The 25,423-nt window shown below is 60.4% G+C and carries 32 protein-coding genes and 1 pseudogene; 15 read left to right on the top strand and 18 right to left on the bottom strand.

Features of this window, described 5'->3' with window-relative positions; genetic code table 11:
• Positions 1–182 precede the first annotated feature (182 nt).
• A complete protein-coding gene (locus PG892_RS05285; protein WP_010675884.1) occupies positions 183–434 on the top strand; it encodes a YkgJ family cysteine cluster protein in 252 nt (83 codons plus the stop codon).
• A 164-nt stretch (positions 435–598) separates the two neighbouring features.
• Here PG892_RS05285 and murA read toward each other — a convergent pair whose 3' ends face one another.
• Genes murA through mlaF form a run of 7 tightly spaced genes read right to left on the bottom strand, consistent with a single transcriptional unit; the run spans position 599 to position 5,120 of the window.
• Positions 599–1,855, bottom strand: coding sequence for a UDP-N-acetylglucosamine 1-carboxyvinyltransferase (gene murA / locus PG892_RS05280; RefSeq protein ID WP_182955646.1), 1,257 nt, complete (start codon positions 1,853–1,855; stop codon positions 599–601).
• Positions 1,856–1,874: 19 nt separating this feature from the next.
• Positions 1,875–2,132, bottom strand: a complete 258-nt coding sequence (gene ibaG, locus PG892_RS05275; RefSeq protein WP_182955630.1) for a BolA family iron metabolism protein IbaG — start codon at positions 2,130–2,132, stop codon at positions 1,875–1,877.
• On the bottom strand, positions 2,132–2,404 hold the full coding sequence (locus tag PG892_RS05270; RefSeq protein ID WP_182955627.1) for an STAS domain-containing protein: 273 nt from the start codon (positions 2,402–2,404) through the stop codon (positions 2,132–2,134). The genes ibaG and PG892_RS05270 overlap by 1 nt, the downstream gene beginning before the upstream one ends.
• A complete protein-coding gene (gene mlaC, locus PG892_RS05265) occupies positions 2,401–3,033 on the bottom strand; it encodes a phospholipid-binding protein MlaC (RefSeq protein ID WP_039040470.1) in 633 nt (210 codons plus the stop codon). The genes PG892_RS05270 and mlaC overlap by 4 nt, the downstream gene beginning before the upstream one ends.
• Positions 3,034–3,035: 2 nt before the next feature.
• Positions 3,036–3,533, bottom strand: a complete 498-nt coding sequence (gene mlaD / locus PG892_RS05260) for an outer membrane lipid asymmetry maintenance protein MlaD (RefSeq protein WP_010675879.1) — start codon at positions 3,531–3,533, stop codon at positions 3,036–3,038.
• Positions 3,534–3,540: 7 nt separating this feature from the next.
• Positions 3,541–4,320 carry a lipid asymmetry maintenance ABC transporter permease subunit MlaE gene (gene mlaE, locus PG892_RS05255; RefSeq protein ID WP_010675878.1) on the bottom strand — a complete coding sequence of 260 codons (780 nt, stop codon included), beginning with the start codon at positions 4,318–4,320 and terminating at the stop codon, positions 3,541–3,543.
• Positions 4,320–5,120, bottom strand: a complete 801-nt coding sequence (gene mlaF / locus PG892_RS05250) for a phospholipid ABC transporter ATP-binding protein MlaF (RefSeq protein ID WP_039040471.1) — start codon at positions 5,118–5,120, stop codon at positions 4,320–4,322. Before mlaF ends, mlaE begins: the two co-directional genes overlap by 1 nt.
• 206 nt (positions 5,121–5,326) lie before the next feature.
• Here mlaF and PG892_RS05245 point away from each other — a divergent pair, with 206 nt between their 5' ends.
• From PG892_RS05245 to npr, 10 genes are all read left to right on the top strand, one after another.
• On the top strand, positions 5,327–6,322 hold the full coding sequence (locus PG892_RS05245; RefSeq protein WP_029314845.1) for a KpsF/GutQ family sugar-phosphate isomerase: 996 nt from the start codon (positions 5,327–5,329) through the stop codon (positions 6,320–6,322).
• Positions 6,322–6,876 (top strand): 3-deoxy-manno-octulosonate-8-phosphatase KdsC, encoded by a 555-nt coding sequence (gene kdsC / locus PG892_RS05240; RefSeq protein WP_042864828.1) that lies wholly within the window; start codon positions 6,322–6,324, stop codon positions 6,874–6,876. The genes PG892_RS05245 and kdsC overlap by 1 nt, the downstream gene beginning before the upstream one ends.
• Positions 6,873–7,433 (top strand): LPS export ABC transporter periplasmic protein LptC, encoded by a 561-nt coding sequence (gene lptC, locus PG892_RS05235; RefSeq protein WP_069785530.1) that lies wholly within the window; start codon positions 6,873–6,875, stop codon positions 7,431–7,433. The genes kdsC and lptC overlap by 4 nt, the downstream gene beginning before the upstream one ends.
• Complete coding sequence (lptA, locus tag PG892_RS05230; protein ID WP_010675873.1) at positions 7,420–7,938, top strand: lipopolysaccharide transport periplasmic protein LptA; 519 nt, start codon at positions 7,420–7,422, stop codon at positions 7,936–7,938. Before lptC ends, lptA begins: the two co-directional genes overlap by 14 nt.
• 12 nt (positions 7,939–7,950) lie before the next feature.
• Entirely contained in the window at positions 7,951–8,676 is a 726-nt protein-coding gene (lptB, locus tag PG892_RS05225; RefSeq protein ID WP_270825202.1) for an LPS export ABC transporter ATP-binding protein, read from the top strand.
• 65 nt (positions 8,677–8,741) lie between these two features.
• Positions 8,742–10,181 (top strand): RNA polymerase factor sigma-54, encoded by a 1,440-nt coding sequence (locus PG892_RS05220; RefSeq protein WP_039040474.1) that lies wholly within the window; start codon positions 8,742–8,744, stop codon positions 10,179–10,181.
• 20 nt (positions 10,182–10,201) lie between these two features.
• Positions 10,202–10,489 (top strand): ribosome hibernation promoting factor, encoded by a 288-nt coding sequence (gene hpf / locus PG892_RS05215; RefSeq protein ID WP_005305957.1) that lies wholly within the window; start codon positions 10,202–10,204, stop codon positions 10,487–10,489.
• A gap of 2 nt (positions 10,490–10,491) precedes the next feature.
• The gene (gene ptsN / locus PG892_RS05210; RefSeq protein WP_010675870.1) at positions 10,492–10,938 is read left to right on the top strand and encodes a PTS IIA-like nitrogen regulatory protein PtsN; all 447 of its coding nucleotides are present in this window, start codon (positions 10,492–10,494) and stop codon (positions 10,936–10,938) included.
• Positions 10,939–10,978: 40 nt separating this feature from the next.
• A complete protein-coding gene (gene rapZ / locus PG892_RS05205) occupies positions 10,979–11,845 on the top strand; it encodes an RNase adapter RapZ (RefSeq protein ID WP_010675869.1) in 867 nt (288 codons plus the stop codon).
• A 20-nt stretch (positions 11,846–11,865) separates the two neighbouring features.
• A complete protein-coding gene (gene npr, locus PG892_RS05200) occupies positions 11,866–12,138 on the top strand; it encodes a PTS phosphocarrier protein NPr (protein WP_010675868.1) in 273 nt (90 codons plus the stop codon).
• Positions 12,139–12,153: 15 nt separating this feature from the next.
• Here the strand turns inward: npr and PG892_RS05195 are convergent, their stop codons facing one another.
• The 11 genes and pseudogenes from PG892_RS05195 to PG892_RS05145 all read right to left on the bottom strand — a co-directional run bounded on the left by PG892_RS05195 (position 12,154) and on the right by PG892_RS05145 (position 22,197).
• The gene (locus tag PG892_RS05195) at positions 12,154–14,058 is read right to left on the bottom strand and encodes a BglG family transcription antiterminator (RefSeq protein ID WP_270825201.1); all 1,905 of its coding nucleotides are present in this window, start codon (positions 14,056–14,058) and stop codon (positions 12,154–12,156) included.
• 103 nt (positions 14,059–14,161) lie between these two features.
• Positions 14,162–14,902, bottom strand: coding sequence for a 2-dehydro-3-deoxy-phosphogluconate aldolase (gene dagF / locus PG892_RS05190; RefSeq protein ID WP_270825200.1), 741 nt, complete (start codon positions 14,900–14,902; stop codon positions 14,162–14,164).
• Positions 14,902–16,017: a DgaE family pyridoxal phosphate-dependent ammonia lyase gene (locus PG892_RS05185; RefSeq protein WP_270825199.1), complete on the bottom strand. Its 1,116-nt coding sequence runs from the start codon at positions 16,015–16,017 to the stop codon at positions 14,902–14,904. The genes dagF and PG892_RS05185 overlap by 1 nt, the downstream gene beginning before the upstream one ends.
• Entirely contained in the window at positions 16,001–17,140 is a 1,140-nt protein-coding gene (locus PG892_RS05180) for an amidohydrolase/deacetylase family metallohydrolase (protein ID WP_270825197.1), read from the bottom strand. The genes PG892_RS05185 and PG892_RS05180 overlap by 17 nt, the downstream gene beginning before the upstream one ends.
• A 201-nt stretch (positions 17,141–17,341) precedes the next feature.
• Positions 17,342–17,806 (bottom strand): annotated as a pseudogene (locus tag PG892_RS05175) (DUF4310 family protein); the annotation flags it as partial.
• A 21-nt stretch (positions 17,807–17,827) separates the two neighbouring features.
• Complete coding sequence (locus PG892_RS05170; RefSeq protein WP_041211841.1) at positions 17,828–18,124, bottom strand: DUF4312 family protein; 297 nt, start codon at positions 18,122–18,124, stop codon at positions 17,828–17,830.
• Positions 18,124–18,489: an SFCGS family glycine-rich protein gene (locus tag PG892_RS05165; protein ID WP_049637185.1), complete on the bottom strand. Its 366-nt coding sequence runs from the start codon at positions 18,487–18,489 to the stop codon at positions 18,124–18,126. Before PG892_RS05165 ends, PG892_RS05170 begins: the two co-directional genes overlap by 1 nt.
• Positions 18,490–18,852: a transcriptional regulator gene (locus PG892_RS05160; protein ID WP_069652273.1), complete on the bottom strand. Its 363-nt coding sequence runs from the start codon at positions 18,850–18,852 to the stop codon at positions 18,490–18,492. It lies immediately after the preceding gene.
• A 307-nt stretch (positions 18,853–19,159) separates the two neighbouring features.
• The gene (gene degS, locus PG892_RS05155) at positions 19,160–20,287 is read right to left on the bottom strand and encodes an outer membrane-stress sensor serine endopeptidase DegS (protein WP_010675858.1); all 1,128 of its coding nucleotides are present in this window, start codon (positions 20,285–20,287) and stop codon (positions 19,160–19,162) included.
• Positions 20,288–20,376: 89 nt separating this feature from the next.
• Positions 20,377–21,735, bottom strand: a complete 1,359-nt coding sequence (locus PG892_RS05150) for a Do family serine endopeptidase (protein ID WP_042015057.1) — start codon at positions 21,733–21,735, stop codon at positions 20,377–20,379.
• An 81-nt stretch (positions 21,736–21,816) separates the two neighbouring features.
• Positions 21,817–22,197 carry a YhcB family protein gene (locus PG892_RS05145; RefSeq protein ID WP_010675856.1) on the bottom strand — a complete coding sequence of 127 codons (381 nt, stop codon included), beginning with the start codon at positions 22,195–22,197 and terminating at the stop codon, positions 21,817–21,819.
• Between the two features lie 139 nt (positions 22,198–22,336).
• On the opposite strand from PG892_RS05145, the gene zapE reads away from it, so the two are divergent.
• The 4 genes from zapE (at position 22,337) to petA (ending at position 25,423) form a co-directional block, all read left to right on the top strand.
• Complete coding sequence (zapE, locus tag PG892_RS05140) at positions 22,337–23,431, top strand: cell division protein ZapE (protein ID WP_270825196.1); 1,095 nt, start codon at positions 22,337–22,339, stop codon at positions 23,429–23,431.
• A 266-nt stretch (positions 23,432–23,697) separates the two neighbouring features.
• Positions 23,698–24,126, top strand: coding sequence for a 50S ribosomal protein L13 (rplM, locus tag PG892_RS05135; RefSeq protein WP_005336289.1), 429 nt, complete (start codon positions 23,698–23,700; stop codon positions 24,124–24,126).
• 14 nt (positions 24,127–24,140) lie between these two features.
• On the top strand, positions 24,141–24,533 hold the full coding sequence (gene rpsI / locus PG892_RS05130; RefSeq protein WP_005336286.1) for a 30S ribosomal protein S9: 393 nt from the start codon (positions 24,141–24,143) through the stop codon (positions 24,531–24,533).
• 299 nt (positions 24,534–24,832) lie between these two features.
• Positions 24,833–25,423, top strand: coding sequence for a ubiquinol-cytochrome c reductase iron-sulfur subunit (gene petA / locus PG892_RS05125; protein ID WP_010675854.1), 591 nt, complete (start codon positions 24,833–24,835; stop codon positions 25,421–25,423).

Below are 25,423 nucleotides of genomic sequence, written 5' to 3'. Positions count from 1 at the left end.
CATGCCTCCCTCGATTTTTTGTCCTGATACTACGTGGACTGGAACTCAAATTCTCTTAAGTGAACAGCATTGCGGCACTGCCGGGCTTTTTGCTGCGGGAGTCAGGGTGCCCGGGCAGGGATAAGGCTTAGGAGAAACCGGACTCCTTGCTACACTGCAGTGCCCCACAGAGGAAACATCACATGGAATGTCGTCAGGGATGCGGTGCCTGCTGCATCGCCCCCAGCATCAGCAGTGCCATTCCCGGCATGCCGGACGGCAAGCCCGCCGGTGTGCCCTGTGTGCAGCTCGATGCGCACCTGGGGTGCAAGATCTTCGGCCAGCCGGAGCGCCCGGCGGTGTGCGGCGGCTTTCGCCCCATGGCGGACGTGTGCGGCTCCCATCGCCAGGAGGCCATCTGGCTTATCGGCGAGCTGGAGCGGCTGACCGCCTGAGCCCTTGACCCTCTCCCTCGGGGAAAGGGTGTCTGCTTGTCCTCCTCATCCCCGCCCCCTTCTCCCGCAAGGGGAGAAGGGGGTGCCGCCATTCGGAGTCATGAAAAAGGCCCCCTCGCCTGGCGAGGGGGCCTTTTTTATCGTCGGCTCATGGTGAAGCCAGCTTATTCCTTGATGCGCTCGATGCGACCACCCAGGCCTTGCAGCTTGTGCTCGATGTCTTCGTAGCCACGGTCGATGTGATAGATGCGATCGACGATGGTGGCCCCTTCGGCCACGAAGCCGGCCAGCACCAGGCTGGCGGAGGCGCGCAGATCGGTCGCCATCACCTGGGCACCCTTGAGCTGCTGGGTGTCGCGGCAGATGGCCACATTGCCCTGCAGTTCGATGTCGGCACCCATCCGTACCAGCTCGGGCACGTGCATGAAGCGGTTCTCGAAGATGGTCTCGGTGACCATGCCGGTGCCCTGGGCGACCGCGTTCAGCACGGTGAACTGGGCCTGCATGTCGGTCGGGAACGCCGGGTAGGGGGCGGTCTTGATGGTGACAGGTTTCAGGGTGCGACCTGTCATGTCGAGGGTGATCCAGTCGTTACCCTTTTCAATCAGGGCGCCAGCCTCTTCCAGTTTGACCAGTACGGCTTCCAGCAGGCTGGGGTCGGTGTTGCGGCAGGTGATCTTGCCACCGGTCACGGCGGCGCCCACCAGGAAGGTGCCGGTCTCGATGCGATCGGGCTGCACGCTGTAGCTGCCACCGTGCAGACGTTCTACGCCGTCGATGGTCAGGGTATCGGTGCCGGCGCCCTGGATCTTGGCGCCCAGCGCGTTGAGGAAGTTGGCCAGATCGACCACCTCCGGCTCACGGGCGGCGTTTTCGATCACGGTGCGACCGTCAGCCAGGGTGGCGGCCATCATCAGGTTCTCGGTACCGGTCACGGAAACCATGTCCATCAGGATGTGGGCACCTTTCAGGCGGCCGTCGACGCGGGCTTTGATGTAGCCCTCTTCGATGACGATCTTCGCGCCCATCAGCTCCAGGCCGTGGACATGCAGGTTGACCGGGCGGGCACCGATGGCACAGCCGCCGGGCAGGGAGACGTCTGCTGCACCGAAGCGGGCTGCCAGCGGGCCCAGGGCCAGGATGGAAGCACGCATGGTCTTCACCAGCTCGTAGGGGGCGACATGATTGTTTACCGCACCGGTCAGCACGGTCACGTTGCCGTTGACCTTGGTGGTGGCGCCCAGCATCTCCAGCAGCTTGAGGGTGGTACCCACGTCTTTCAGGCGCGGTACGTTGGAGAGTTGAACCTCTTCGTCACACAGCAGGGTGGCAAACAGGATGGGCAGGGCGGCATTCTTGGCGCCAGAGATGGTCACTTCACCGGAGAGGGTGCAGGGGCCGGTGATCTTGAATTTGTCCATGGTTTACTTCTTTACCAAATCAGGAGGGCAGCAGGAATTTACGCTCGCGTTTCCACTCGGCGTCGGTATAGGCCTTGATGGAGAGAGCGTGGATCTCGTTGGTGGCGATCTTGTCCATCAGCGGGGCATAGATGGCCTGTTGTTTCTTGACCCGGCTCATGCCGTCAAACATGTCGCCGACGGCGATCACCTGGTAGTGACTGCCGTCCCCTTTGACATGGACTTCGGACAATGGCAAAGCCTCGAGGAGTATCGCTTCAATTTCAGAGACTTGCATTATGAGTCCTCAGTTGTGAGCGGGGTTGAATGAAAGAGGCTGGCCACCCCGTAGAGGTTGGCCAGTGTATGGAAATCGTTGGAGGCACCCACCAGTGTCGGAGTGGCACCCCGTGCCAGTGCCGCCTTGGCCCACTTGACCAGCAGGGCAAGGCCGGCGGAATCCAGGGTAGTGACGGCACCGAGTTCGAGCCGGTCGTCCTGCCACCAGTCGGCGCGGCGTTGCCACAGATCGTTGACCTGCGGGGCCAGCAAGTCACCGCTCAGGATCATGACTTGATCACCAGCGGCTTGGCGTTGTGTTCACGCAGCTGGGCGATCACCGCATCGATGCCGTTCTGGCGAATGAGGCCGCCCAGCTCGTTCTGCTTGGCAGAGAGCAGGCTGATCCCTTCGGCAACCATGTCGAAGGCTTTCCACTCGCCGGTCTTGTTGTTCTTGCGCAGCTTGAACTCGAGGAAGATGTCCGGCTTGCCGGCCTCTTTCACGCTGACGTTGACGGCGGTGATGTTGCTCTCGGCGGCTTTGCCGGGCTGGACCTTGACGGTCTGCTTGTCAAAGTGTGCCAGTGCGTCCGCGTAGGAGCTCACCATGTACTCGGTGAAGACGTCCACAAAGGCGTCACGCTGGGCAGGGGTTGTCTGTTTGATCTGGTTGCCGAGCACCTTGTAGGCGGCGAAGCGGTTGTCCACGTAGGGCAGCAGCTCCTCGCGGATGATGACGCGCAGGTGATCGGGGTTGCTCTTCACCTGGGCCTGATCGGCCTTCAGGCGGGCAAAGGTCTGCTGGGCGGCCTGATCCACGAGGGCATAGGGGTCCGAAGTATTGACATCCGCACGGGCGACGAGGGAGAACAGCATGCTGGTCATCAGACCCAGCATCAGGGCGATCTTCTTGAACATGGTTACTCCTTGGTTGCGGGTGTGTTGGCTGGGGAGGACTGGCTGTAGAGGAACTTGCCAATCAGATCTTCCAGCACGATGGCGGACTTGGTGTCTTCGATCATGTCGCCATCCTTGAGCATGCTGGTGCCCATCTCCTCATCGCTGAACCCCGGTGCCAGACCGATGTACTGCTCACCGAGCAGGCCAGAAGTCAGGATGGAGAGGGTGCTGGTCTCGGAAAACTCGCCGGCACTCTTCTGCATCTGCAGGGAAACGATGGGGACCTGGCTCTTGGGATCCAGGGTGATGTCGCTGACACGACCGACGACGACGCCGCCGACCTTAACCGGCGAGCGCACTTTCAGGCCGCCGATATTATCGAAATGGGCGCGCAGGGTATAGGTTTCTCCTTCCGGTTTGAAACTCAATCCCGCCACTTGCAGTGCCAATGCCAGAATGGCCGCGATGCCAGCCAGCATGAAGGCGCCAACCAGAAATTCTACTTTGCTGAACTTCATCTTTCCCTTATCCAAACATGACTGCGGTGAGTATAAAATCCAGACCGAGCACGGCCAGGGATGAGTGAACCACGGTACGGGTCGTCGCCTGACTGATCCCGGCCGAGGTCGGTTTGGCATCATAGCCGTTGAAGAGCGCTATCCAGGTCACCACCAGGGCGAAGATCAGGCTCTTGATAGCGCCCTGCATGATGTCGTCCTGCCAGTCGACGGAGGCCTGCATGGCGGACCAGAAACTGCCTTCGTCCACCCCCAGCCAGTCGACACCAACCAGCTTGCCGCCAAAGATGCCGATCAGGCTGAACATGAAGGCCAGCAGCGGCATGCTGATGACCCCGGCCCAGAAGCGGGGCGCCACGACCCGACGCAGCGGATCGACCGCCATCATCTCCAGGCTGGAGAGCTGCTCGGTGGCCTTCATCAGGCCGATCTCGGCGGTGAGGGCGGAGCCCGCACGACCGGCGAACAGCAGGGCGGTGACCACAGGACCCAGCTCACGGAGCAGGGAGAGGGAAACCAGAGGCCCCAGGCTCTGCTCTGCGCCGAAATCCTTCAATACGTTGTAACCCTGCAGGGAGAGCACCATGCCGATGAAGAGGCCGGACACCAGTATGATGGCGACGGATTGCACTCCCACCACATACAGTTGCTGCACCAGCAGCGGGAAGTGCTTGCGTGGCTGGGGCCGTCCTGCCAGTGCATGAAACAGCATGATGGTTGCCCGGCCGACGGCGTTGATGAAACGCACACCGCTGCGGCCCAGCTTGCTTATCTGACTTGTCAACATCACAGATCCTGTAGCAGGTCGCCTGCCGGAAAATGAAACGGAACAGGACCGTCGGGCAATCCCTTGAGGAACTGCTCGACTTCGGGATTGTGCTCCTCGCGCAGCTGCTCCGGTGTGCCGTGTGCCACTACCTTGCGGTTGGCGATGATGTAGGCGTAGTCGGCGATGCTCAGCACTTCCTTCACGTCGTGGGTGACGATGACGGAGGTGATGCCGAGTGCATCGTTGAGCTCCTTGATGAGCTTCACCAGCACCGCCATGGTGATGGGGTCCTGCCCCACGAAGGGCTCGTCATACATGATGAGATCCGGATCCAGCGCGATGGATCTCGCCAGGGCCGCGCGACGCGCCATGCCACCGGAGAGCTCGGACGGCATCAGCTTGGCCGCCCCGCGCAGACCGACAGCTTGCAGTTTCATCATGACGATGGTGCGGATCAGCTCTTCCGGCAGGCCGGAGTGCTCCCGCAGCGGAAAGGCCACATTGTCGAAGACGGTCATGCCGGTGAACAATGCGCCACTCTGGAACAGCATGCTCATCCGTTTCCGCACTTCATACAGGCGCGAACGGGAGAGAGTGGGAATGTCTTCCCCGTCAAACAGGATATGACCGGACTCAGGCTTGAGCTGGCCCCCGATCAGGCGCAGCAAGGTGGTCTTGCCGATCCCGCTCGGACCCATGACGGCGGTGACCTTGCCACGGGGAATGGTCAGGTTGATCCTGTCGTACAGCAGCCGATCCCCGTGACTGAAGGTCAGGTCGGAGATGGTGATCAGGTCATCGTTCAAACAATTGTCCATCCGGTATAAATGAAGAGCGAATTTTATGGGCTAGTCTAGGTCTAAGCAACAGCGAGGAACAACTATTGAGCGGGTTTCCCCCCCAAGTACGCGACAGTTTTATGTAACAACCTGCGTCAATGACCGCCCATTCCGCATCCGATTCGCTTATCTCGGCAGACTTTTTTATAATCCCGCAGCAAATTTCGGCCCGGAGCTGTGCCTTTATGTCTGTAAAGCCTGAAAAAGTGTCTGAATTGTTCGATTTCCGTCGCAGCGCCCGAGCGGTGCTGGACATAGAAAAACAAGCCATTGATGGACTCTACCAGTACCTTGACGAGGCGTTCGAGCGCGCCTGCGAGATGGTGCTGCGCTGTGGCGGCAAGATAGTGGTGACCGGCATGGGCAAGTCGGGTCATATCGGCAACAAGATTGCCGCGACCCTGGCCAGCACGGGAACGCCCGCCTTCTTCCTGCACCCGGGCGAGGCGAGCCACGGGGATCTCGGCATGATCTCAGCCGGGGATCTCATCATCGCCATTTCCAACTCCGGCGAGAGCGACGAGATCCTGGCCCTGCTGCCGGTGCTCAAGCGCCGCGGCATTCCACTCATCTGCATGACAGGCAATCCGGCTTCCACCATGGCGAAAGAGGCCAACGTGCACCTGTGCATCAAGGTGGAGAAAGAGGCCTGCCCCCTCGGTCTGGCCCCGACATCCAGCACTACCGCCACCCTGGTGATGGGGGACGCGCTGGCCGTGGCCCTACTGGAGGCCCGTGGCTTCACCGCCGATGACTTTGCGCTGTCGCATCCGGGCGGGTCCCTCGGCAAGCGGTTGCTGTTGCGAGTGGGCGATCTGATGCACAGCGGCGAGCTGTTGCCCAAGGTGGGGATAGATGCCACCATCAGCCAGGCGCTGCTGGAAGTGAGCCGCAAGGGGCTCGGCATGACGGCGGTGGTGGACGATCAAGGGCTGCTTGCCGGTCTGTTCACCGATGGTGACCTGCGCCGCATTCTGGACCTGCAGGTGGACATCCATCACACCCCCATCAGCCGCGTCATGACGGTGAACTGTGTTACCGTAGGGCCTGAGATGATGGCGGCCGAGGCCGTCAAGCTGATGGAAACCAGGAAAATCAACGGGTTGTTGGTCGTGGATGGGGAGAGACACCCGCTGGGTGCCTTCAACATGCATGACCTGCTGAAAGCCGGAGTAATTTGATGCAAGACGTACCGACCCTCTATGGTCCGGTGACGCGCAGCCAGTACGAGAAGGCGGCGCAGATCCGCCTGCTGGTGTGCGATGTGGATGGGGTGCTCTCCAACGGCTTCATCTATATGGGTAATAACGGCGAAGAGCTGAAGACTTTCTGCACCCGTGACGGTGCCGGCATGCGTGCCCTGCTCAATGCGGGCATCGAGATTGCCATCATCACGGGGCGAAACTCCCGCATTGTCAGCGATCGCATGAAGAGTCTGGGAGTCCAGCACCTGGTGCAGGGTGCAGACAAAAAGCTGCCCCACTTCGAGGCCTTGTTGACCAAGCTCGGGCTGGATGCATCGCAAGCCGCCTATATGGGAGATGACACCATCGATCTGCCGGTGATGCAGGCTTGCGGCCTGGGTATCGCCGTTGCCGACGCCCATCCGCTTGTGCTGGCGAAGGCGGACCTGGTGACGCGGCTTGGCGGTGGCGTCGGGGCCGTGCGCGAGGTGTGCGACCTGATCTTGCAGGCCCAGGGATTGGCTGACTATCAACCCGAGGCGTCGCGATGAACAAGCAGACTGTGCTGTTCGGCCTGCTGTTTCTGGCTGCGCTGGCGGCCTGGCAGCTGGGGGAGATCGAGCTGGTCCCCGAGCCGACCACCAAGACGGAAAATTTTCAACCGGACTTCACCGCCAGAGAGTTGGTGACGACCCGCTTCAACGAGCAGGGCAAGCGCACCGAGCGGCTGGAATCCGAATATGCGGAGTACTACCAGGTACTCGAGCAGGCCACTTTCACCAGGCCGGTGGTCTACATGTTCGATGACAAGGGCGCGGCCGAATGGAAGCTGACGGCCGAAACCGGGGTGCTCAACACCGATGACAATGTGATCCTCCGTGACAAGGTGCATCTGGACGGTCTGCTGCCCGCTTCCTTCATCTCCACGCTGGATACCTCCTATCTGGAGCTGGATCTGGTGACGCAGGGGATGAGAAGCAACCAGCACATCAGCATTGTGGGCCAGGAGTTCCAGACCGAGGGCGTTGGCCTCAAGGGTCACCTGGAACGTAAATATTTCGAGTTACTGGATAAAGGCCATGCCACTTATTTCAATGAAAAACGTTAATCTGGCCCTCACGGCCCTGTTGCTGTGCGGTTCCCTGAATGCCAAAGAGTCCGACTTTGCCGAGAAGGTCTATGTGGATGCGGTCAAGCAGGTGGCGGAGATGCAGGACAACCGCATCACCTTCAGCGAGGATGTCATCATCACCCAGGGCACCATCAAGATTAAGGCCGACAAGGTGGTGGTGATCCGCTCCGGCGACAAGGGCGCCGAGGTCATGACCGCGTATGGCAACCCAGCCACCTTCTTCCAGGTGCTGGACAACGGCAAACCGGTCAATGCCCATGGCAACAGCATCCGCTACGAGCTTAAGAACCGACTGGTAACCATCACCGGCAATGGCCAGCTCAAGCAGGAAGACAGCCAGGTGACCGGCGATCTCATTCGCTACGACATCGTCAAGCAGAAGATGATTGCCGAGAGCAAGGGGCCCACCCAGCGCGTCAAGACGGTGTTCCTGCCGGATCAGGTGGAGAACTTTGACAAACCCGCCGATCAGAAGAAGTAGGAAACAACAGCCATGGCAGTGTTAAAAGCAACGGGTCTGCAAAAGAGCTACAAGCGCCGCATGGTGGTCAGCGATGTGAGCCTGGAGGTGGGAACGGGCCAGATCGTGGGCCTGCTCGGCCCGAACGGCGCGGGTAAGACGACCTCCTTCTACATGATCGTGGGCCTGGTGCAGCGGGATGCCGGCCTCATCACCATCGACGAGCAGGACATCAGCCTGCAGCCCATGCATATCCGTGCCCGCAATGGCATCGGCTATCTGCCCCAGGAGGCCTCCATCTTCCGGCGCCTGTCGGTGTTCGACAACTTGATGGGGGTCATGCAGACCCGCAAGGGGTTGAGCCGCGAAGAGCGGGAGGATAAGGTCGAACAGTTGCTGGAAGAGTTCAATATCACCCATATCCGTGACAGCCTGGGCCAGAGCCTCTCGGGTGGGGAGCAGCGCCGGGTGGAAATCGCCCGGGCGCTGGCGGCAGAGCCGAGATTCATTCTGCTCGATGAGCCCTTCGCAGGTGTTGATCCTATTTCAGTCATCGATATCAAAAAGATCATCCAGCATCTGAAAGAACGCGGGTTGGGTGTGCTGATAACGGACCACAACGTCAGAGAGACGCTGGATGTGTGCGAGAAGGCCTACATCGTCAGCCACGGCAAGATGATTGCCGAGGGCGCGCCGGCCGATATCCTCGCCGATGAGCAGGTCAAGCGCGTCTATTTGGGCGATCAATTCAGTCTATAGTAAGGGGGCACCCCTCATTTTTGTTAGGTGACTGCCTCGCTGAACATAAGGATATCCCGACGTAGATGAAGCCGACATTACAGTTGCGTCTCGGTCAGTCCCTGACCATGACGCCACAATTACAACAAGCGATTCGTCTGCTCCAGCTCTCCACCCTGGAACTCCAGCAGGAAATTCAGCAAGCGCTCGACAACAACCCCTTGCTGGAGCAAGAGGAGAACGAGGCGCAGGAAACCAGTCAGACAGAGACACAGGACGCCAGTCAACTCGACTCCAGCGATGCCATGGCCCAGGAGAGCATGCCGGATGAACTGCCGGTGGACACCACCTGGGACGAGGTCTACTCGGCCGGTACGGCCCAGAGCGCAGGCCCCATCCATGACGGGGAAGACAGCGTCTATCAGGGGGAGACCACCGAGAACCTGCAGGACTACCTGCTGTGGCAGATGCGGCTCACCCCGTTCAGTGATGTGGATGCTGCCATCGCCCTTGCCATCATCGATGCCATCGACGAATCCGGGTATCTGACTGCCACCCTCGAGGATATTCAGGCTGCAGTCAGCAGCGAGGAGGTAGAAGTCGAACTGGATGAGATCGAAGCCGTGCTCAAGCGGGTGCAGCATTTCGATCCGGTCGGCATCGCCGCCCGTTCGGTGCAAGAGTGTCTGCTGATCCAGCTCGGCCAGTATTCGCCGGACCTGCCCTGGCTCGACGAAGCCAGAGAGGTGATCCGCGAACACATGGACCTGCTCGGCAATCGCGACTACCGCACCCTGGCTCGCAAGACCCGCCTCAAGGAGAGCGATCTCAAGGAGGTGCTGGATCTCATCCAGCAACTGGAGCCCAGACCCGGCAACGGCATCATCCAGAGTGAATCCCAGTACGTGATCCCGGATGTGTCCGTGGTCAAGAAGGGCAGCAAGTGGGTGGTTGAACTCAATCCGGATTCTGCTCCGCGCATCCGTGTCAACGAGGCCTATGCGGCCATGGCGCGCAATGCCCGCAGCAGCACGGATACCCAGTTCATCCGTTCTCATTTGCAGGAGGCCAAGTGGTTCATCAAGAGCCTGGAGAGTCGTAACGACACCCTGCTCAAGGTGGCCAGCTGCATCGTCGAGCAGCAGCAGGGCTTTTTCGAGTACGGCGAAGAGGCCATGAAACCCATGGTACTCAACGACATCGCGGAAGCGGTGGAGATGCATGAGTCGACCATTTCACGGGTCACGACCCAGAAGTACATGCATACGCCCCGCGGCATTTTTGAACTGAAGTTTTTTTTCTCCAGTCACGTCAATACGGAGGGAGGAGGAGAGTGCTCATCGACCGCTATTCGCGCCCTGATCAAGAAGCTGGTGACGGCGGAAAACCCCGCCAAGCCGCTTAGTGATAGCAAGATCGCGGATTTGCTGGCCGAACAGGGTATTATGGTGGCGAGACGCACGATCGCAAAGTACCGTGAATCCTTGTTGATCCCGCCATCCAATCAGCGCAAACGCCTGGTTTAGGCAAACAAAAGGAAGACGTTATGCAAATTAACCTGACCGGACACCATGTCGAGATTACCGAAGCTCTGCGTGATTATGTGAACAACAAATTTGCCAAACTCGAGCGTCACTTTGACCATATCAACAACGTACACGTGGTGTTGAGCGTCGAAAAACTGAACCAGATCGCCGAAGCCAAGCTGCATGTCAGCGGGGGAGAGGTGTTCGCCAATTCGCAGCATGCCGACATGTATGCGGCGATTGATACCCTGCTGGATAAACTGGATCGGCAGATCATCAAGCACAAAGATAAGTTAAATCAAAAATAACTATGCAACTTGAACACATACTGAGTCGGGACTGCACCAAGAGTGCGGTCCCTTGTACCAGCAAGAAACGCGCGCTCGAGATCATCAGTGAACTGGCCGCAGAGCGCCTCGGCGCTTCCCGCCAGGTCCTGTTTGAAAGCCTGCTGGCGCGAGAAAAGATGGGCAGTACCGGGATCGGAGCCGGTATCGCCATCCCCCACGGCCGGATTGACGACGCCTTCGCGCCGACCGCCGTGTTGATGACCTTCTCCGAGCCCATCCCTTTCGATTCTATCGACAATCAACCGGTTGACCTGCTCTTTGCATTGCTGGTGCCGGAAAGCGAGTGCAAGCAGCACCTCAAGACTCTTTCCCTGATGGCATCCAAACTGGGTGACAAGGCCGTCTGCCGCCAGTTGCGCCAGGCGACCAGCGACGAAGAACTCTATCAGATCATGACGTCGGCCTGAGGCCGGGTCTGACACAGCCACGTTGGCGTGAGGGGACAAGATGCAGTTAATAGTAGTAAGCGGTCGTTCGGGCTCCGGCAAGACGGTGGCCCTGAGGGTGCTCGAGGATCTCGGGTACTACTGCGTGGACAACCTGCCGGTCAACCTGCTGCCCCAGTTGATCGTGTCGGTGGAGAGCCAGTATGACAAGCTGGCTGTCAGCATCGATGTGCGCAACCTGCCTGCCCAGGCAGACAGGCTGGAGAACCTGCTGAGCCAGGTGCGCAACGAGGGGCGAGTCAAGTTTTCGAGCTTCTTCTTCGATGCGGACAACGCGACCCTGCTCAAACGCTACGGTGAGAGCCGTCGTCTGCATCCTCTGTCCCGCAACAAGCTTTCGCTGGACGAGGCGATCCGGGAAGAGACCCACCTGCTGGCACCACTCTCCTCGACCGCCGACCTGCGCATCGACACCACCAACCTCAGCATCCACGATCTCAGCGAGCTCATCAAAACCCGGGTGCTCGGCAAGAAAGAGAACGAGCTGGTGCTGGTGTTCGAGTCGTTCGGTTTCAAGTACGGCATTCCCAAGGATGCGGACTTCGTGTTCGACGCCCGTTTCCTGCCCAACCCGCACTGGATCCCGGAGCTCAAGCCCTTCACCGGAAAGGATGAGCCCGTGGCCAACTACCTCTCCAGCCAGCCGGATGTCATGCTGTTCATCCAGCAGATCGAGAATATGCTGGGGACCTGGTTGCCCCACCTGGAGCGCAACAATCGCAGCTATGTGACCGTCGGGATTGGCTGTACCGGCGGACAACACCGCTCGGTGTTCATCGCCGAGCGGCTGGCCAGCGCATTCCGGTTGCTTGGCAAGAACGTGCAGATCCGCCATCGCACGTTGGACAAGCGTTCAAACCCCGCCTGACAGATCCACAGGATGCTCAGATGACCGTTTCCGCCTCGGTAGAAGTCAAAAACAAGTTAGGCATTCACGCCCGACCGGCCATGATGCTGTTCGAGCTGGTGCAGGGGTTCGATGCCCACGTGCTGCTGCGCAACGAAGAGGGAGTCGAGGCCGACGCGGACAGCGTGATCGGCCTGCTGATGTTGGACTCCGCCCAGGGCAAACAGGTGGAGGTGCAGGTGGAGGGCCCCGAAGAGGTGGAGGCCCTGGCCGCCGTGGTGGCGCTGTTCACCTCGGGCTTCAATGAGGAGTAATACGCCTCGGCGTGCTCAAGGTGCGCTGCGAGCCAGCGCCTTGAAAGCGGCAAAATCCCGACAAGCCAGCAGACTTCTGCTGGCTTTTTCGTTCATCAGTGCCAGAAACAGATCATAAAGTCCCATGGCTTCCTCATAATCCGCCTTGGCGATGGCCAGCACGAAGATGAGGGTAGCGCTCTCGCCGTTTCCCCAATCGATCCCCTGGGGGGCCAGCACGGTATAGACCAGGGTGCGGCGCGCCAGCAGGCCGAGGGAGTGGGGCAGAGCGATGCCGTCCCCCAGCAGGGTGGAGACGATCCGCTCCCGCTCCTGCAAGGATCCCCGGAATCCGCTCTGCACCAGATCCTCCGCCTCAAGCTGGCTGCAGATGCGATCAAACAGCACCCCCTGGCTGATGGGTTCATCAAGCACCATGAAGTGGTCGGCATCGAAATACTTGTCAAGCAGATAGGGACGAGTGCGATCGACGAGCACCAGCTTGCCGAGCTGCTCCAGCTGGTACTGGGTCGGGAAGGGGGAGACCTGCACCACGGGAGCATTCTTCTCGCTCACCTTGAGGGTGCTGATGACGAAATCCTGCTCGACTCGCACCAGTCCCTCATAGTCCCGCACCGACTCCAGCGTGGTCAGCTGTAGTTGGGGGTATTCCCGCCGGATGCGTGCTTCCAGCACCCGGAAGGTGGCGTTGCCCGCATCGCACAGCAGCAGCGCCTGGGGGCGCCGGGTGTAACCGATGTCGTAGTGGCGCTCCAGGCCGACCCCGATGTGGATCACCAGGTAGCCGATCTCGTGGTGGGTCAACCGGTAGGGGGTCTGCCTGATCCACTCAGAGATGGCCGCCAGGGTGATGTCGTAGGCGAGGGGGTAATACTGCTTGATGTGGTCCGCCAGGGGATTGTGGCTGCCAATCTGGTATTTGACCCGCAGCAGCATGGCGCCGATGTGGGTCTGCAGGTCGGCTCGCAATTGCGGGTCGCCGCGCAGGTCATAGGGGTAGTGCTGGTGGATGTAACCCAGCAGGTGCGCAGTCAGCTGCTCGCTCTCGGCCGCCATGGCCGGGCTGAGCAGGGGCGTCTCTGCAGTGAGGCGAGCCTGGATCTGGATGGCGAGACAGGCGATCTCTTCCTGCCCCGGTGAAGTCAGGGTCGGCAGCTCGGCATAGATGTCGCGGGCCACCACTGCCAGGGGCGGGGTGATGTCGTCGCTGGCAAACTGGCGCAACTCATGGCCAGACGCCTGGCGCAGCAGTGCGACGGCACAGTAGACGGTGACTTGCTGCAGGCTCTCGTCGGCCAGGCGCAGCTGATGGCGACCGAGTTGCTCGTGAATGTGGTTGCCCACTACCTCCAGCGTCTTGCTGGGGCAGAGGGTGGGCAACAGGCTCTGGAGCGGATGCTGGTGCAGCAGCTCCTGGCAGAGCAGTTGGGTGAGGCAGGCGCGGATCGCCATCTCGCTTCCCGCAATGCGCATCCCCACCCTGGGTTTGCTGTCGATGGTGAGCCCGAAGTGGGCGAGCCGCTCCCGCATCTCCGTCATGTCCCCTTGCAAAGCCGCCCGGCTCAGATACCAGGTGTCCGCCAGCTCGTCGAGTTTGATCCCCTGTTCTGCCGTCAGCAGCAAGACCTGGAGGTGCAGCACCCGCTCGCGGCTGGTGCGAGGCAGGGGGCTCTCCTGCCCCTGGGCGGCCAGCAGCGCATCGAATAGCCCCTGATTGTAGATCTTGAGCTGGTAACCGCTGCCCCGCTGATGGATCAGGTGGGCGCCCTGGGTGGCAATGAGCTCGTTCAGGGTCGCCACGTCGGTACGCACCGTGCGGGTGGAAACATTGAGACGGCGGGCCAGCTCCTCCTGTGGCAGAGGCTCGGCGTGAAGCAGGGCGAGCAGTTGCTGGAGTCTGGGGTGGGGCAGCTTGGTCATGAGGGGGTGAGGACTCCTGTCGCGCATGGTGGGTCGATGTTAACAAGGGGGTCATTAACAAGCCAGGCACCGCCCAGTGATCGGACCGGTGCCTGTGGGGTTGCTATGCCAGCAGTGCCTTCACCATGGCGAGGAGGGTACGCACATCCTCCGGCCGGGTCTGGCCACTGACACTGTCGATGATGGAGCTGTAGACGTGGGGGATCACCTTCTCGACTCCTGCCTCCAGCGCGATCCGCACTATCTCCTCGAAGTTCTCAAGATCGATGCCGCCGGTGGGCTCCAGCCAGAAACCGTGGCGGGCACAGGCCTCGGCCACTGCCTGATACTCGGTGCGGCAGGCGAGTCCCCCCATGGGGAAGAACTTGACCGAGCTGCCGCCCATGTCCTTGAGCAGGGCAATGGCGGTATCGATGGGGACGATGCCGTCAGCCTGCTGCGCGCTGAGGGGGCCGGTGGAGATCTTCACCATGCCGGGGGGGCCGGTGGGGGAGACAAGGCCATTGACCAGGGTGTCAGCTTGACCGAGCAGCGCCCGGCTGGCCCCGACCCCGGTGAACACCTGATTGACATGCTGAGGCTGCAACTGGCGGGCCAGCTCGGCCACCATGGCGGACTGGCGCGGATCACCTGCTCCCAGCCCGATGGAGAGGGCGTTGTCGATAAGTTTGGCGTAGGCCTGCATGTCGGCGACGGCAGAGGGGATGTCCGGGTAGTTCTTGGAGAGCACACCGACCAGGACGTGGCCCTCGGCAGCCTCATAAATGTCGACGGCATTCTCTTTGGAACCTGCCAGCACGTTGAGGCAGACCCGATCGCGGTAGTAATTGGGGGTAAGAGACATCAGTTGTTCTCCTGAACGAGGTGGGCAATGGCGGAGTGGATCTGGTCGAGCTGGGGCAGGGTGACGCTGCGCACATCTATCTCGATGTGCCCCTCGTTGGCCTTGTAGCCGCGGCAGTAGATGGCGGGGGTACCCTGTTGCAGACGGGAGACCACTTCCACCGTGGTCATGCGGATCTGCTGGTGGTCGAAGGCGATGTCGGTGCGGGCGATGTCGCGCCCCGCGCTGTCCCACACCACCTTGGCGGTGACGCCGGGCAGCTGGTTGAGGCGCTCGATGAAGGGGGTCATCTTGGCGACCATGGCGGTGCCGCTCTCCTTCTCTTTGGCCAGGTAGCGCTCGATGGCGTGGGTCAGGCCGAGGATCCCCTCCTTGCCCACCTTCATGGCACGGCCTATGCCGCCAGCCTGCTGCTTGACCCACCCCACATACTGACGCCTGCCGAGCACCAGGCCGCTGGTGGGCCCTTCGATGGCCTTGGCGCCGCTGTAGATGACCAGATCTGCACCCTGGTTGTAGTAGAGACGCAGATCCTCTTCGGCCGCTGCATCGACGATGAGCGGGATCCCGTGTGCCTTGGCCACCTCGGCCGCCTCGGCCACCGACAGAATGCTCTTCTGCACGCAGTGGTGGGACTTGATGTAGAGGATGGCGGCGGTATTGGCATGGATGGCGGCGGCCAGCTGGGCGGGTGAGCACTCGTTGGCGTAGCCTGCCTCCACCACCCTGCCGCCCCCCAGGTTGACCATGGTGCCGACGGGGGCACCAAAGTTCACGTTGTGACCCTTGGGCAGCACGATGTCGCTCGGCACGTCGTGGGCATGAGCATGCAACTGCTCGAGGCGATAGGGGTCGCCGCGCACGATCACGGCGGCCACCGACTGGGCGATGCCGGCGCTGGCGCAGGAGACCACCACCGCATCTTCAACGCCCAGCAGTTCGGCCGGGTAGGCGCCGGTCTTGTTGACCAGATCCTTCACCTCGAAGTAGTGGCCGAGGCCGAAGTTGACCGCATCGACCACCTCCTGCTCGGGGGTGGATACGCCGAGGATGGTCATGCGCCCGGAGGCGTTGATCACCGGTTTGAGCCGGTATTTCTCATACACAGAAGGCATGGTGTGATTTCCCGTAGTGAGTCAGAACCAGTTCGCCGCCCACCAGGGCGGCGAGAGGGAGCAGTTGCCGGTCACCGTTGCGGGCGCCGGCCTCGGTATCGGTAAAGAGAGCGGGGCCGCAGCTCACCTCGAACAGGGTGATGTCTGCATCGGCGCCCACCTCGAGTCGCCCCTTGCCGGGCAGGCGCAGGGCATCAGCGGCCTGGTGAGTGACGCAGGCGAGCACCTGCTCCAGGGTCATGCCGATGGCGAAGAACTTCGACATCACGTGGGCAAGGCTATAGACGGGCCCCTTGATGCGGTTCTTGCAGTAGATGTCTGAACTGATGGTGTGGGGCAGGATGCCCTGGGCAATGGCCAGCTCTGCCACCTCGAAGCTGAAGCTGGCACCGCCATGGCCGATGTCGAGCAAGAGTCCCCGCCGCATCGCCTCACGCACCGCCTGGCGCAGTTCACCCGCAGGGGTCAGGATGCGATTGGGCTTGCCGTTGAAGCAGTGGGTCAGCAGATCGCCCTCCCCCAGCAGGGCGACGATCTCGTCCAGATCCGGCGGCGTGTTGCCCACGTGCACCATCAGTGGCAGGTTGCCATTGGCCTGCTGGATCTGCTTGGCCATGCGCAGGGGTTGCAGACCGCTTTCACCCACCACGCTGCCGCTCATGCGCGCCTTGATGCCGACGATGAAGCCGGGATGGCGCCGGATGGCCGCCTGGGCGAGGGCGGGATCGATGTCTGCCGGATCCGCCAGCTCGTTCTGGCGCAGCAGGCCGATGCGGGAGATGTTGAGCAGGGCGTGCACCCGGGTCTTGCAGGTGGCGGCGAGACGCTGGAAGTCATCCACGTCGTCGGCACCGGTGTTGCCGGCGTCGATGACGGTGGTGACGCCGGACGCCACCCCTACCTTGTCCGGCTCATCGTGATAGAGGGGAGAGGCGGGGTAGCAGTGTGTGTGGCCGTCGATCCAGCCGGCGCTCACATGGACCTGCCCGCCCAGAGTGAGGGTTTGCTTCGCCTCCGTGCTCCCTGGCAGCGAACCCAGCGCCGCTATCTTGCCATGCTTGATGGCGACGTCGACAAGCTGCCCGTTTCCCAGGCGTCCCGCCCTGATGATCATGTCGTACATACTGATATCCCTCTTGGAACCTGCTTGTGCTCTTACTGCGAGGCCGCTTCCAAGGCTCATGTGCTGCTCGCGTAGTTGTAACCAGGAGTTCTCACGTCTATCCATACGCTCCGGCCCCTGTGCTGCTCTTCACCTTGCTGACGACCTCTCGCGGCAGAGCACAAACAGGTTCTTGAATGCCGCCGAAGAGACGGCCTTGGATTAAGCCAGGGCGATGGGGAAGACGGTCCCGAACAGCATGGCCCCCAGAATGGCGCCGCCCGTGATGGGCTTCTCCCAGATGTAGAACAGCAGGGCACCCAGCAGGGAGCCTATCCCGATGGGAATGGAGGCGCCCATGGCGGAGAGGATGATGAGGGGACCGAGGAAGCGGCCGGAGCTGTTGCCAGCCCCCATCATGACGTCCGCCCCGTAGGTGGAGTTGCTCTGGTTAATGGTGAACTTGCGCGCCAGGATGATCACGTAGCCGATGGCCATCCCAATCCCCATGCCGGTGATCAGGGAAGCGGTGAAGTTTTCCACCGGATAGATGATGCCGGCCCCCAGCAGCAGGGCGGGCACTCCGAGGCCGACTCCGGTCTGGATGGCGCCGCCGATGTCGAGGATCCCCACCAGGGAGCCCTCGATGATGCGGGCGAACAGGAAGCTGGCACCGAAGGCGGCGACTTTGTCCTTTTGGTTGTGGGGTCAGGCCCGGGTGAAATCCACCTTGTCGACATCTAGGCTGGTGACCTTGACGGTGATCGCCAGCCGGACCCGGAACTCGTGGCGCTGGCGTGGCAGGAAGAAGAACAGGAACTTCTCCACCCGTACCGACTCCTCGGCCTCGAGCACCTCGACCTCGAGGGGTTCGATGCGCAGCATCACCTTGGGGCTCTCCTTGAGCAGGCTGGGTTGCACCTGGCTGAGGGCTGCAGCGAACGCCTGCTGGCGAGTCGCCCCCTTGCCGTTGACCGTGATCCGGGTGGTGAAGTGTTCTTTCATCAGGTGCGCCCGTGTTTCTTGGCGAAGGCTTCGATCAGCTTCTGGCCCAGCTCTTCCTTGTCCATGAAGCCGAAGCCCAGTACCACGCACCCCTCGTTGATGGCGGTGACACCCTCTTCGATGGATCGCATGCCGTAGCGGCACTTGTAGCCGTACTTGGTCTGGGCCGTGATGGCGCCCGCGCCACCGCTGCCGCAGAAGGAGATGCCAAGGTCGGCCTGCTCCTTGTTCATCACATCACCGAGCTTCATGTCGGCGGCCATGCCGGGGATGACGGTCACGGTGGCGCCGGCGGCTTCTGCGCCTGCCCCCACTTTCTGACCCTTGCCGAGACGATCTCCAATCACGAGTTTGATGGCAGTCATTTAGCTTTCTCCTTTTACTGAGCTGAGTTCGTTTTCTTTGGCCACTTCAAAATGGACGGACAAGAGGTGCGCTTCCTCGTAGGCGAGGCGGTCGAGCCAGGCGACGACCTGCTCTGCCAGGCGCAGGGAGAGGGGGGAGATCTCCTCGAACAGGCTGAGGTCGACCTCCGGCAGGGATTCCCCGCTGTAGGAGCGCCACACCATGGCCTTGACGTGGGAGGCCAGCATCTGTTGCTGCACGTCGTTGGGGCGTATGCCCTGATCCACCAGCAGGTTGTGAATGCGGGCCAGGGTTAGGTCGGTCTTGCGCAGCAGTGCCGGGCTGTCCGGGGTCAGGGGGGCGTCATGGGTGTCGGTATTCAAGGTCTGCTCTCCAGGCTGGCAGAAAGGATGGGATCACCATAAAGCGGAGGAGAGTGCGGGAGGAGGCAGGTTTTTTCCGATTCGAAGTGGAAATCCGGAGGGAAAGGCATCAAAAGAAGCCCTTTTGGCGATCAAGAAGAGGAAAGGAGCGGACTGGCGGCAAGGGAGTTTGATCGGTGGCGGGTTTTGACGGCGCCTTCGCCCGATCGTTTATTGGCGCAATGTGTGAGCTGTCTCACGCACAAGCGGGGCCGGAGGAAAGCGGGCACAAAAAAGGGCCCTGTCGGGCCCTGCGAGGATCCGCCTCTCAGGTGGCGGGTGCCGCACTGCTGGTCGGCAGGGTCTGATTCTGGTAGCGCAGGTCCTCTTCGATGATGACATCGACGTCCAGCGGCTTGCCGTTGCGGATCACCGAGATGGTGAGCTTGGTGCCGGGGCGGCTCTCTACGATCTTGTCCATGACGGGACGCACGCCGGTGATGGCCTCTCCGTTGATCTTGAGCAGCACATCCCCACGTTTGAGACCGGCCTTGGTGGCTGGGCCATTGGGATCCAGGCTCTCCACCACCAACCCCTGCAAGTCCCCCAGGTTCAGCATGCGCGCGACGATGGGATTGATCTCGACGCTGGAGATGCCGAGGTAGCCGCGGATGACCCGACCGTTGGCGATCAGCTCGTCCATGATGCGCTTGGCCAGCTTGTAGGGGATGGCAAAACTGATGCCATAGCTCTCCTGATTGCCGTTGAGGTGGTAGGCGGCGGTATTGATACCCACCAGATCGCCACGGCCATTGACCAGGGCGCCTCCGGAGTTGCCCTCGTTGATGGCGGCATCGGTTTGCAGCAGATCCTGCCGGCCGTTGCTGTCCGGCCCCATGCTGGAGAGGCCGATACGCCCGGTGGCGCTGATGATGCCCTGGGTGATGGTCTGGCCGACGTTGTAGGGGTTGCCGATGGCGAGCACCACGTCTCCCACGTCCGGCAGACGATCCGGGTCCTGAGGGATCACCGGCAGGTTGTCCGATTCGATGTAGAGCACCGCCAGATCGGTCAGTTTGTCGGTGCCGACCAGCTCTGCACTGAATACCCGACCATCTTGCAGGGCGACGATGATCTGGTCCGCATCGGCGATGACGTGATAGTTGGTGAGCACGTGACCGCGCTGGTTCATGATGACGCCGGACCCCAGCCCCTGGGGTCTGAGTTCGGCTTTTTCACCGCGATTGCCGGCGAAGCTGCGGGTGTAGATGTTGACGACGGCAGGGCCGGCACGATGGGCCGCGTAGGAGAAGCTCAGCTCACGGGCATTGGTGATGAGGCCCGGCAGGGGGGCACCGCCGCGAAAATTGGGGAACACCAGCAACAAAAGCGCAGCCATGGCGAGGCCAAAGCCGACGGACTTGCCCAAGTAGCTGATCAGAGGTGGGATTTTCATGTCTTTCTCGTCCGTACAGGCTGCGGGCAGAGAATAACATTATCGATGGATAAAAATCACCCGCGGCGGTTGCCGCGGGTGTGAGGGGCTTAACGGATCACCAAATAGAGCGATGAGTCACCGCGCTGGATGTTCAGCGCCAGGACTTCCGGCTTGTTTTTCAACACCTTGGTCAGTTCACCCATGGAGTTGATGCGCTGGCGGTTGACCCCGATGATGATGTCGCCCTTTTGCAGGCCGGAGGCGGCTGCCGGTGAGCGGGGATCGATGTCGGAGACGGCCACGCCGGTCACGGGGTCCGTGGTGGTGCTTAGCTTGGCTCCTTCCAGTGCCGGATGCAGGGCGCTGGCCAGGATCTCGCTGTCATCCGCCTTCTTCAGGGTGACCTTGACGGTCTGCTCCTTGCCGTCACGAATGAGGCCGAGCGAGACCTGCTTGTCGGCCCCCATGGTGGCGATTTTGGCACGCAGCTCGCCGAAGGAGCGGATGGGCTTGCCATCGATGCTGATGATGATGTCGCCTGCCTTGATGCCTGCCTTGGCGGCAGCGGAGTCAGGCATGACCTGGTTGACGAAGGCACCGTCCTTCTTGTTGTAGCCGAAGGTCTTGGCGATTTCGCTGGTGAGCTCGGTGCCGGTAATCCCCAGCTGGCCACGGCGCACTTCGCCGTATTTCACGATCTGCTCGGAGAGATCGCGCACCATGTTGGACGGGATGGCAAAGCCGATGCCGATGTTGCCGCCGTTGGGGCCCAGGATGGCGGTGTTGATGCCGATCAGCTCCCCGCGCAGGTTGAGCAGGGCGCCGCCCGAGTTGCCGGAGTTGATGGCCGCATCGGTCTGGATGAAGTTCTCCAGATTTTCGATGTTGAGGCCGCTGCGACCCAGGGCGCTGACAATGCCGGAGGTGACGGTCTGGCCCAGGCCGAACGGGTTGCCGATGGCCAGCGCGTAGTCACCGACTCTCAGCTCGTCGGAGTCGGCGAACTTGATCTGCACCAGATCCTCGGCCTTGATTTGCAGCAGGGCGATATCCGACTGTTTGTCTTCCCCTATTTTCTTGGCCGCATACTCACGGCCATCCTTCAGGTTGACCTTGATCTCGTCCGCCTCGTGGACCACGTGGGCGTTGGTGATCACGTAGCCTTTCTTGGCATCGATGATGACGCCGGAACCAAGCGCCTGGAAGGGCTGCTCGCTCACCTGCTCGTCAGGCATGTTGGGGCCGAAGAAGAAGCGGAATTGCTCCGGCAGGCGTTGGCGGGTGATCTTCTTGCCAGAGACGGAGATGTTGACCACGGCAGGGGTCACCTGCTCGAGGACGGGGGCCAGGCTCGGCATCTCCTGGTTGTTCGCCATCAGGGGCAGTGCGGCCTGCGCCGGTGCTGAGGACATGGCGATACCGACACTGAGGGCTAAGACACTGAATACAGAAAGAGATTTACGCATATGAGAAACAGCTCCCAGAAAAAGTTGCAGTGCAATCGTCAAGGTCTGACCACGATAAAGCGTAATTAGTTCAACCGACGATCAGCCCGGCTGCTTGAGCAGGCCGGACGCACCGGCGTAATCGCGGGGAGGAAGGCCCGGCTCCTCGCTGTTGGCGGCATCGCCTGTTTCTTCCACTTCGGGTTCGCGGAACAGTGGTTCCTGTACCTTGGCCAGGAACTTGCTCTGTTCCGCCATGTGGCGATAAAGGGTCTGGTACTGTTCGGCCAGTTGCTCCATCAGGGCGGCGCTGTCGGCGAAGTGGGTGGTGATCTGCCCCTGGTAGCTTTCCAGCTCCTTGTGGGCTTTTTTCAGCTCCTGTTCCAGGCGTCCGGCATCCCGGCTACGGACAGAGAAGCGGCCGATCAGCACGCCGATGATCAGGGCGGCGATCGCCAGCAGGATCCCGTTAAACAGAGTCATAGAAGCTCCTTGTTACAGCTAACACGATGAATTTGAAGCGGTCGGATGGACCGCAACGCCTCGTTGGCACTATACCGTGCCCCCCGAGAGCGTGATACCATTTTGTCCCTCATTCAGGGACTTGGAGGCGGTTTACAGGATGACCCCGCAGCAAAAATATCAGCAGGATTTGCAGCGCCCCGGCTTTGTGGCCGATCCGGCCCAGGCCATGGCAATCGCCCGCCTGGAGCGACTCTATCAGGATCTGTGCGTAAGCCCGACTCCGACCAGATCCCGTGGCCTGCTGGGTTGGCTGCAAAAGCCGAAAACCCGTGACCCCGTCCAGGGGTTATATATGTGGGGCGGTGTGGGCAGAGGCAAGACCTGGCTGATGGATACTTTTTTTGAGAGCCTGCCGGGGGAGCGCAAACTGCGCATCCACTTCCACCGTTTCATGCACCGTGTGCACGGCGAGCTCAAAGGGCTGACCGGTCAGTCCGATCCGCTCAAGCTGATCGCCCGCAAGCTGGCCGACGAGACCGACGTCATCTGCTTCGACGAGTTTTTCGTCTCGGATATCACGGATGCCATGCTGCTCGGCACTCTGTTCCAGGAACTCTTTGGCCATGGCGTGGTGCTGGTGGCCACATCCAACATTCCCCCTCAGGATCTCTACCGCAACGGGTTGCAGCGTGCTCGCTTCCTGCCTGCCATCGCGCTTATCGAGCGTCACTGCGAGGTGATCAATGTCGATGGCGGTGTCGATTACCGGCTGCGAACCCTTGAACAGGCAGAGATCTATCACTTCCCGCTGGATGAGCAGGCCAGGAGCAACCTGGATCGTTATTTCAGCCAGTTGACCGGGATTGGGCCGGTGACTGCCGCCGCACTGGAAGTCAACCATCGCCAACTGAGTGCACTGGGCGTGGGGGAAGGGGTGCTTTATATGGAGTTTGAACAGCTGTGCTGTACTCCACGCTCCCAGGGCGACTACATCGAACTGGCCCGTGAGTTCCACACCGTCCTGCTGGCCAATGTGCAACCCATGGGCAGCGGCACGGATGACGCGGCCCGCCGCTTCATCGCCATGGTGGACGAGTTTTATGAGCGGCACGTCAAGCTCATCATATCGGCGGCGGTCCCCATGACCGGGCTCTATGGCGAAGGCCTGCTGAATTTCGAATTCAAGCGTTGCCTTTCAAGGCTTCAGGAGATGCAATCGCACGAATACCTTGCCAGAGTGCACCTTCCTTAGTCACAATACCGCGCCTGCCAGTCGGATGGGCATCTGCGGCAGGTAGGGCCGGGCGACATTTGCTAGCTTCATGGCAGTGAAATTAGCAGGTGATATTTAAGGCAACTTCACTTATAATCGCCCGGCCCACGTTACAGCTGTCGATAAGACAGCAACACTTTAAGCTTTACTTGTATTCGAAGGGGTACAGGTAGGCCATCGTTTGTTGTTTGTGGGAGAGCCCCCATAAGCAATTGGGTCTGTAACAGGTAATTGGGTTTAACTTAATGAAAACTTTCGTTGCCAAGCCAGAAACCGTAAAACGTGACTGGTACATTGTGGACGCAGAAGGTAAAACTCTGGGTCGTATCGCAACCGAGATCGCTGCTCGTCTGCGTGGTAAGCACAAAGCCGAGTACACTCCGCACGTTGACACCGGTGACTACATCATCGTTGTAAACGCTGAGAAGGTACACGTAACCGGTAAGAAATTTACCGACAAAATGTACCACGCTCACTCCGGTTTCCCGGGTGGTATCAAGTCCATCAGCTTCGACAAGCTGATTCAGCGTAAGCCGGAAATGGTAATCGAAGCTGCCGTCAAGGGCATGCTGCCGAAGGGCCCGCTGGGCCGTGCCATGTTCCGTAAGCTGAAAGTTTACGCAGGCGCAGAGCACGCTCATGCTGCTCAGCAACCTCAAGTACTGGATATCTAACGGGAACTGGCAACATGGCAGAAAATCAATACTACGGTACCGGCCGTCGCAAAAGCTCCACTGCTCGCGTATTCATCAAAGCGGGTAGCGGTAAAATCGTAATCAACCAGCGCTCCCTGGAGCAATACTTCGGCCGTCCGACTGCCCGCATGGTAGTTCGTCAGCCGCTGGAACTGGTCGAGATGACCGAGAAACTGGATCTGTACATCACCGTTAACGGTGGTGGCATCTCTGGTCAAGCTGGTGCGATCCGCCACGGTATCACTCGTGCTCTGATGCAGTACGACGAGACCCTGCGTTCCGAACTGCGTAAAGCTGGCTTTGTTACTCGTGATGCCCGTAAGGTTGAGCGTAAGAAAGTCGGTCTGCACAAAGCGCGTAAGCGTCCGCAGTACTCCAAGCGTTAATTCGCTTTTGGTACGCACTCTCAGGAGTGTCAAAAAAGCCTGGCAATTTGCCAGGCTTTTTTTATTGGCAATGTTACATGTGACAATGCTAAGCATACGTCACAAAAGACAAAAAATTGTGTATTTATTGTTTTTGCCCATCGACTCCCTTTCTTGTCAAATTGTTATCTTTTCTTTAAAATTTCCATGGTCTTTCTGTGTCAATTGCCACTCCGCTTCCATTGCAGTTGTCAGAGGGAGAGGAGAAGTAAACAGGGACACTATAAGAATGAGCGGAGTCCACATGGGAGAGTTTTTGGATGAGCAATGCGCCAGTTGATACCGGTCGCCGCAGATTTCTTACCTGGTCAACGGTTGCCGTTGGCGGTGTAGGAGCTGCTTTTACCGCAGTGCCGTTTATTAAGTCATGGAATCCGAGTGCCAAAGCCAAGGCGGCAGGCGCCCCGGTTGAAGTGGATATCAGCAAGCTGGAGCCGGGTCAGCTAATCCGCGTCGAGTGGCGCGGTAAACCGGTCTGGGTGGTGAAGCGCACCAAGCAGACGCTGGATGCTCTGGCTGCACACGATGACAAGCTGCGGGATCCTGCGTCAGACGAGCCACAGCAACCGGACTATGCCCACAATGGCTACAGATCCATCAAACCGGAAATCTTCGTGGCCGTTGGCATCTGCACTCATCTGGGATGCTCCCCTTCCTATTTGCCCGACAGCTTCGGCGAGCAGGTTCAAGGGGTAACTTCCGGCTTCTTCTGCCCCTGCCATGGCTCCAAATTCGACATGGCTGGTCGAGTGTTCCAGGGCGTCCCCGCACCGCTGAACCTGGTCATTCCGCCATACCAATTTCTTAGCGACACCACCATTCTGGTTGGTGCCGATGGCAAGGAGGCCTGA

This window comes from Aeromonas sp. QDB68, assembly GCF_027707405.1.
Lineage (GTDB): Bacteria > Pseudomonadota > Gammaproteobacteria > Enterobacterales > Aeromonadaceae > Aeromonas > Aeromonas caviae.
This window is presented reverse-complemented; position numbering and strand designations above follow the sequence as displayed.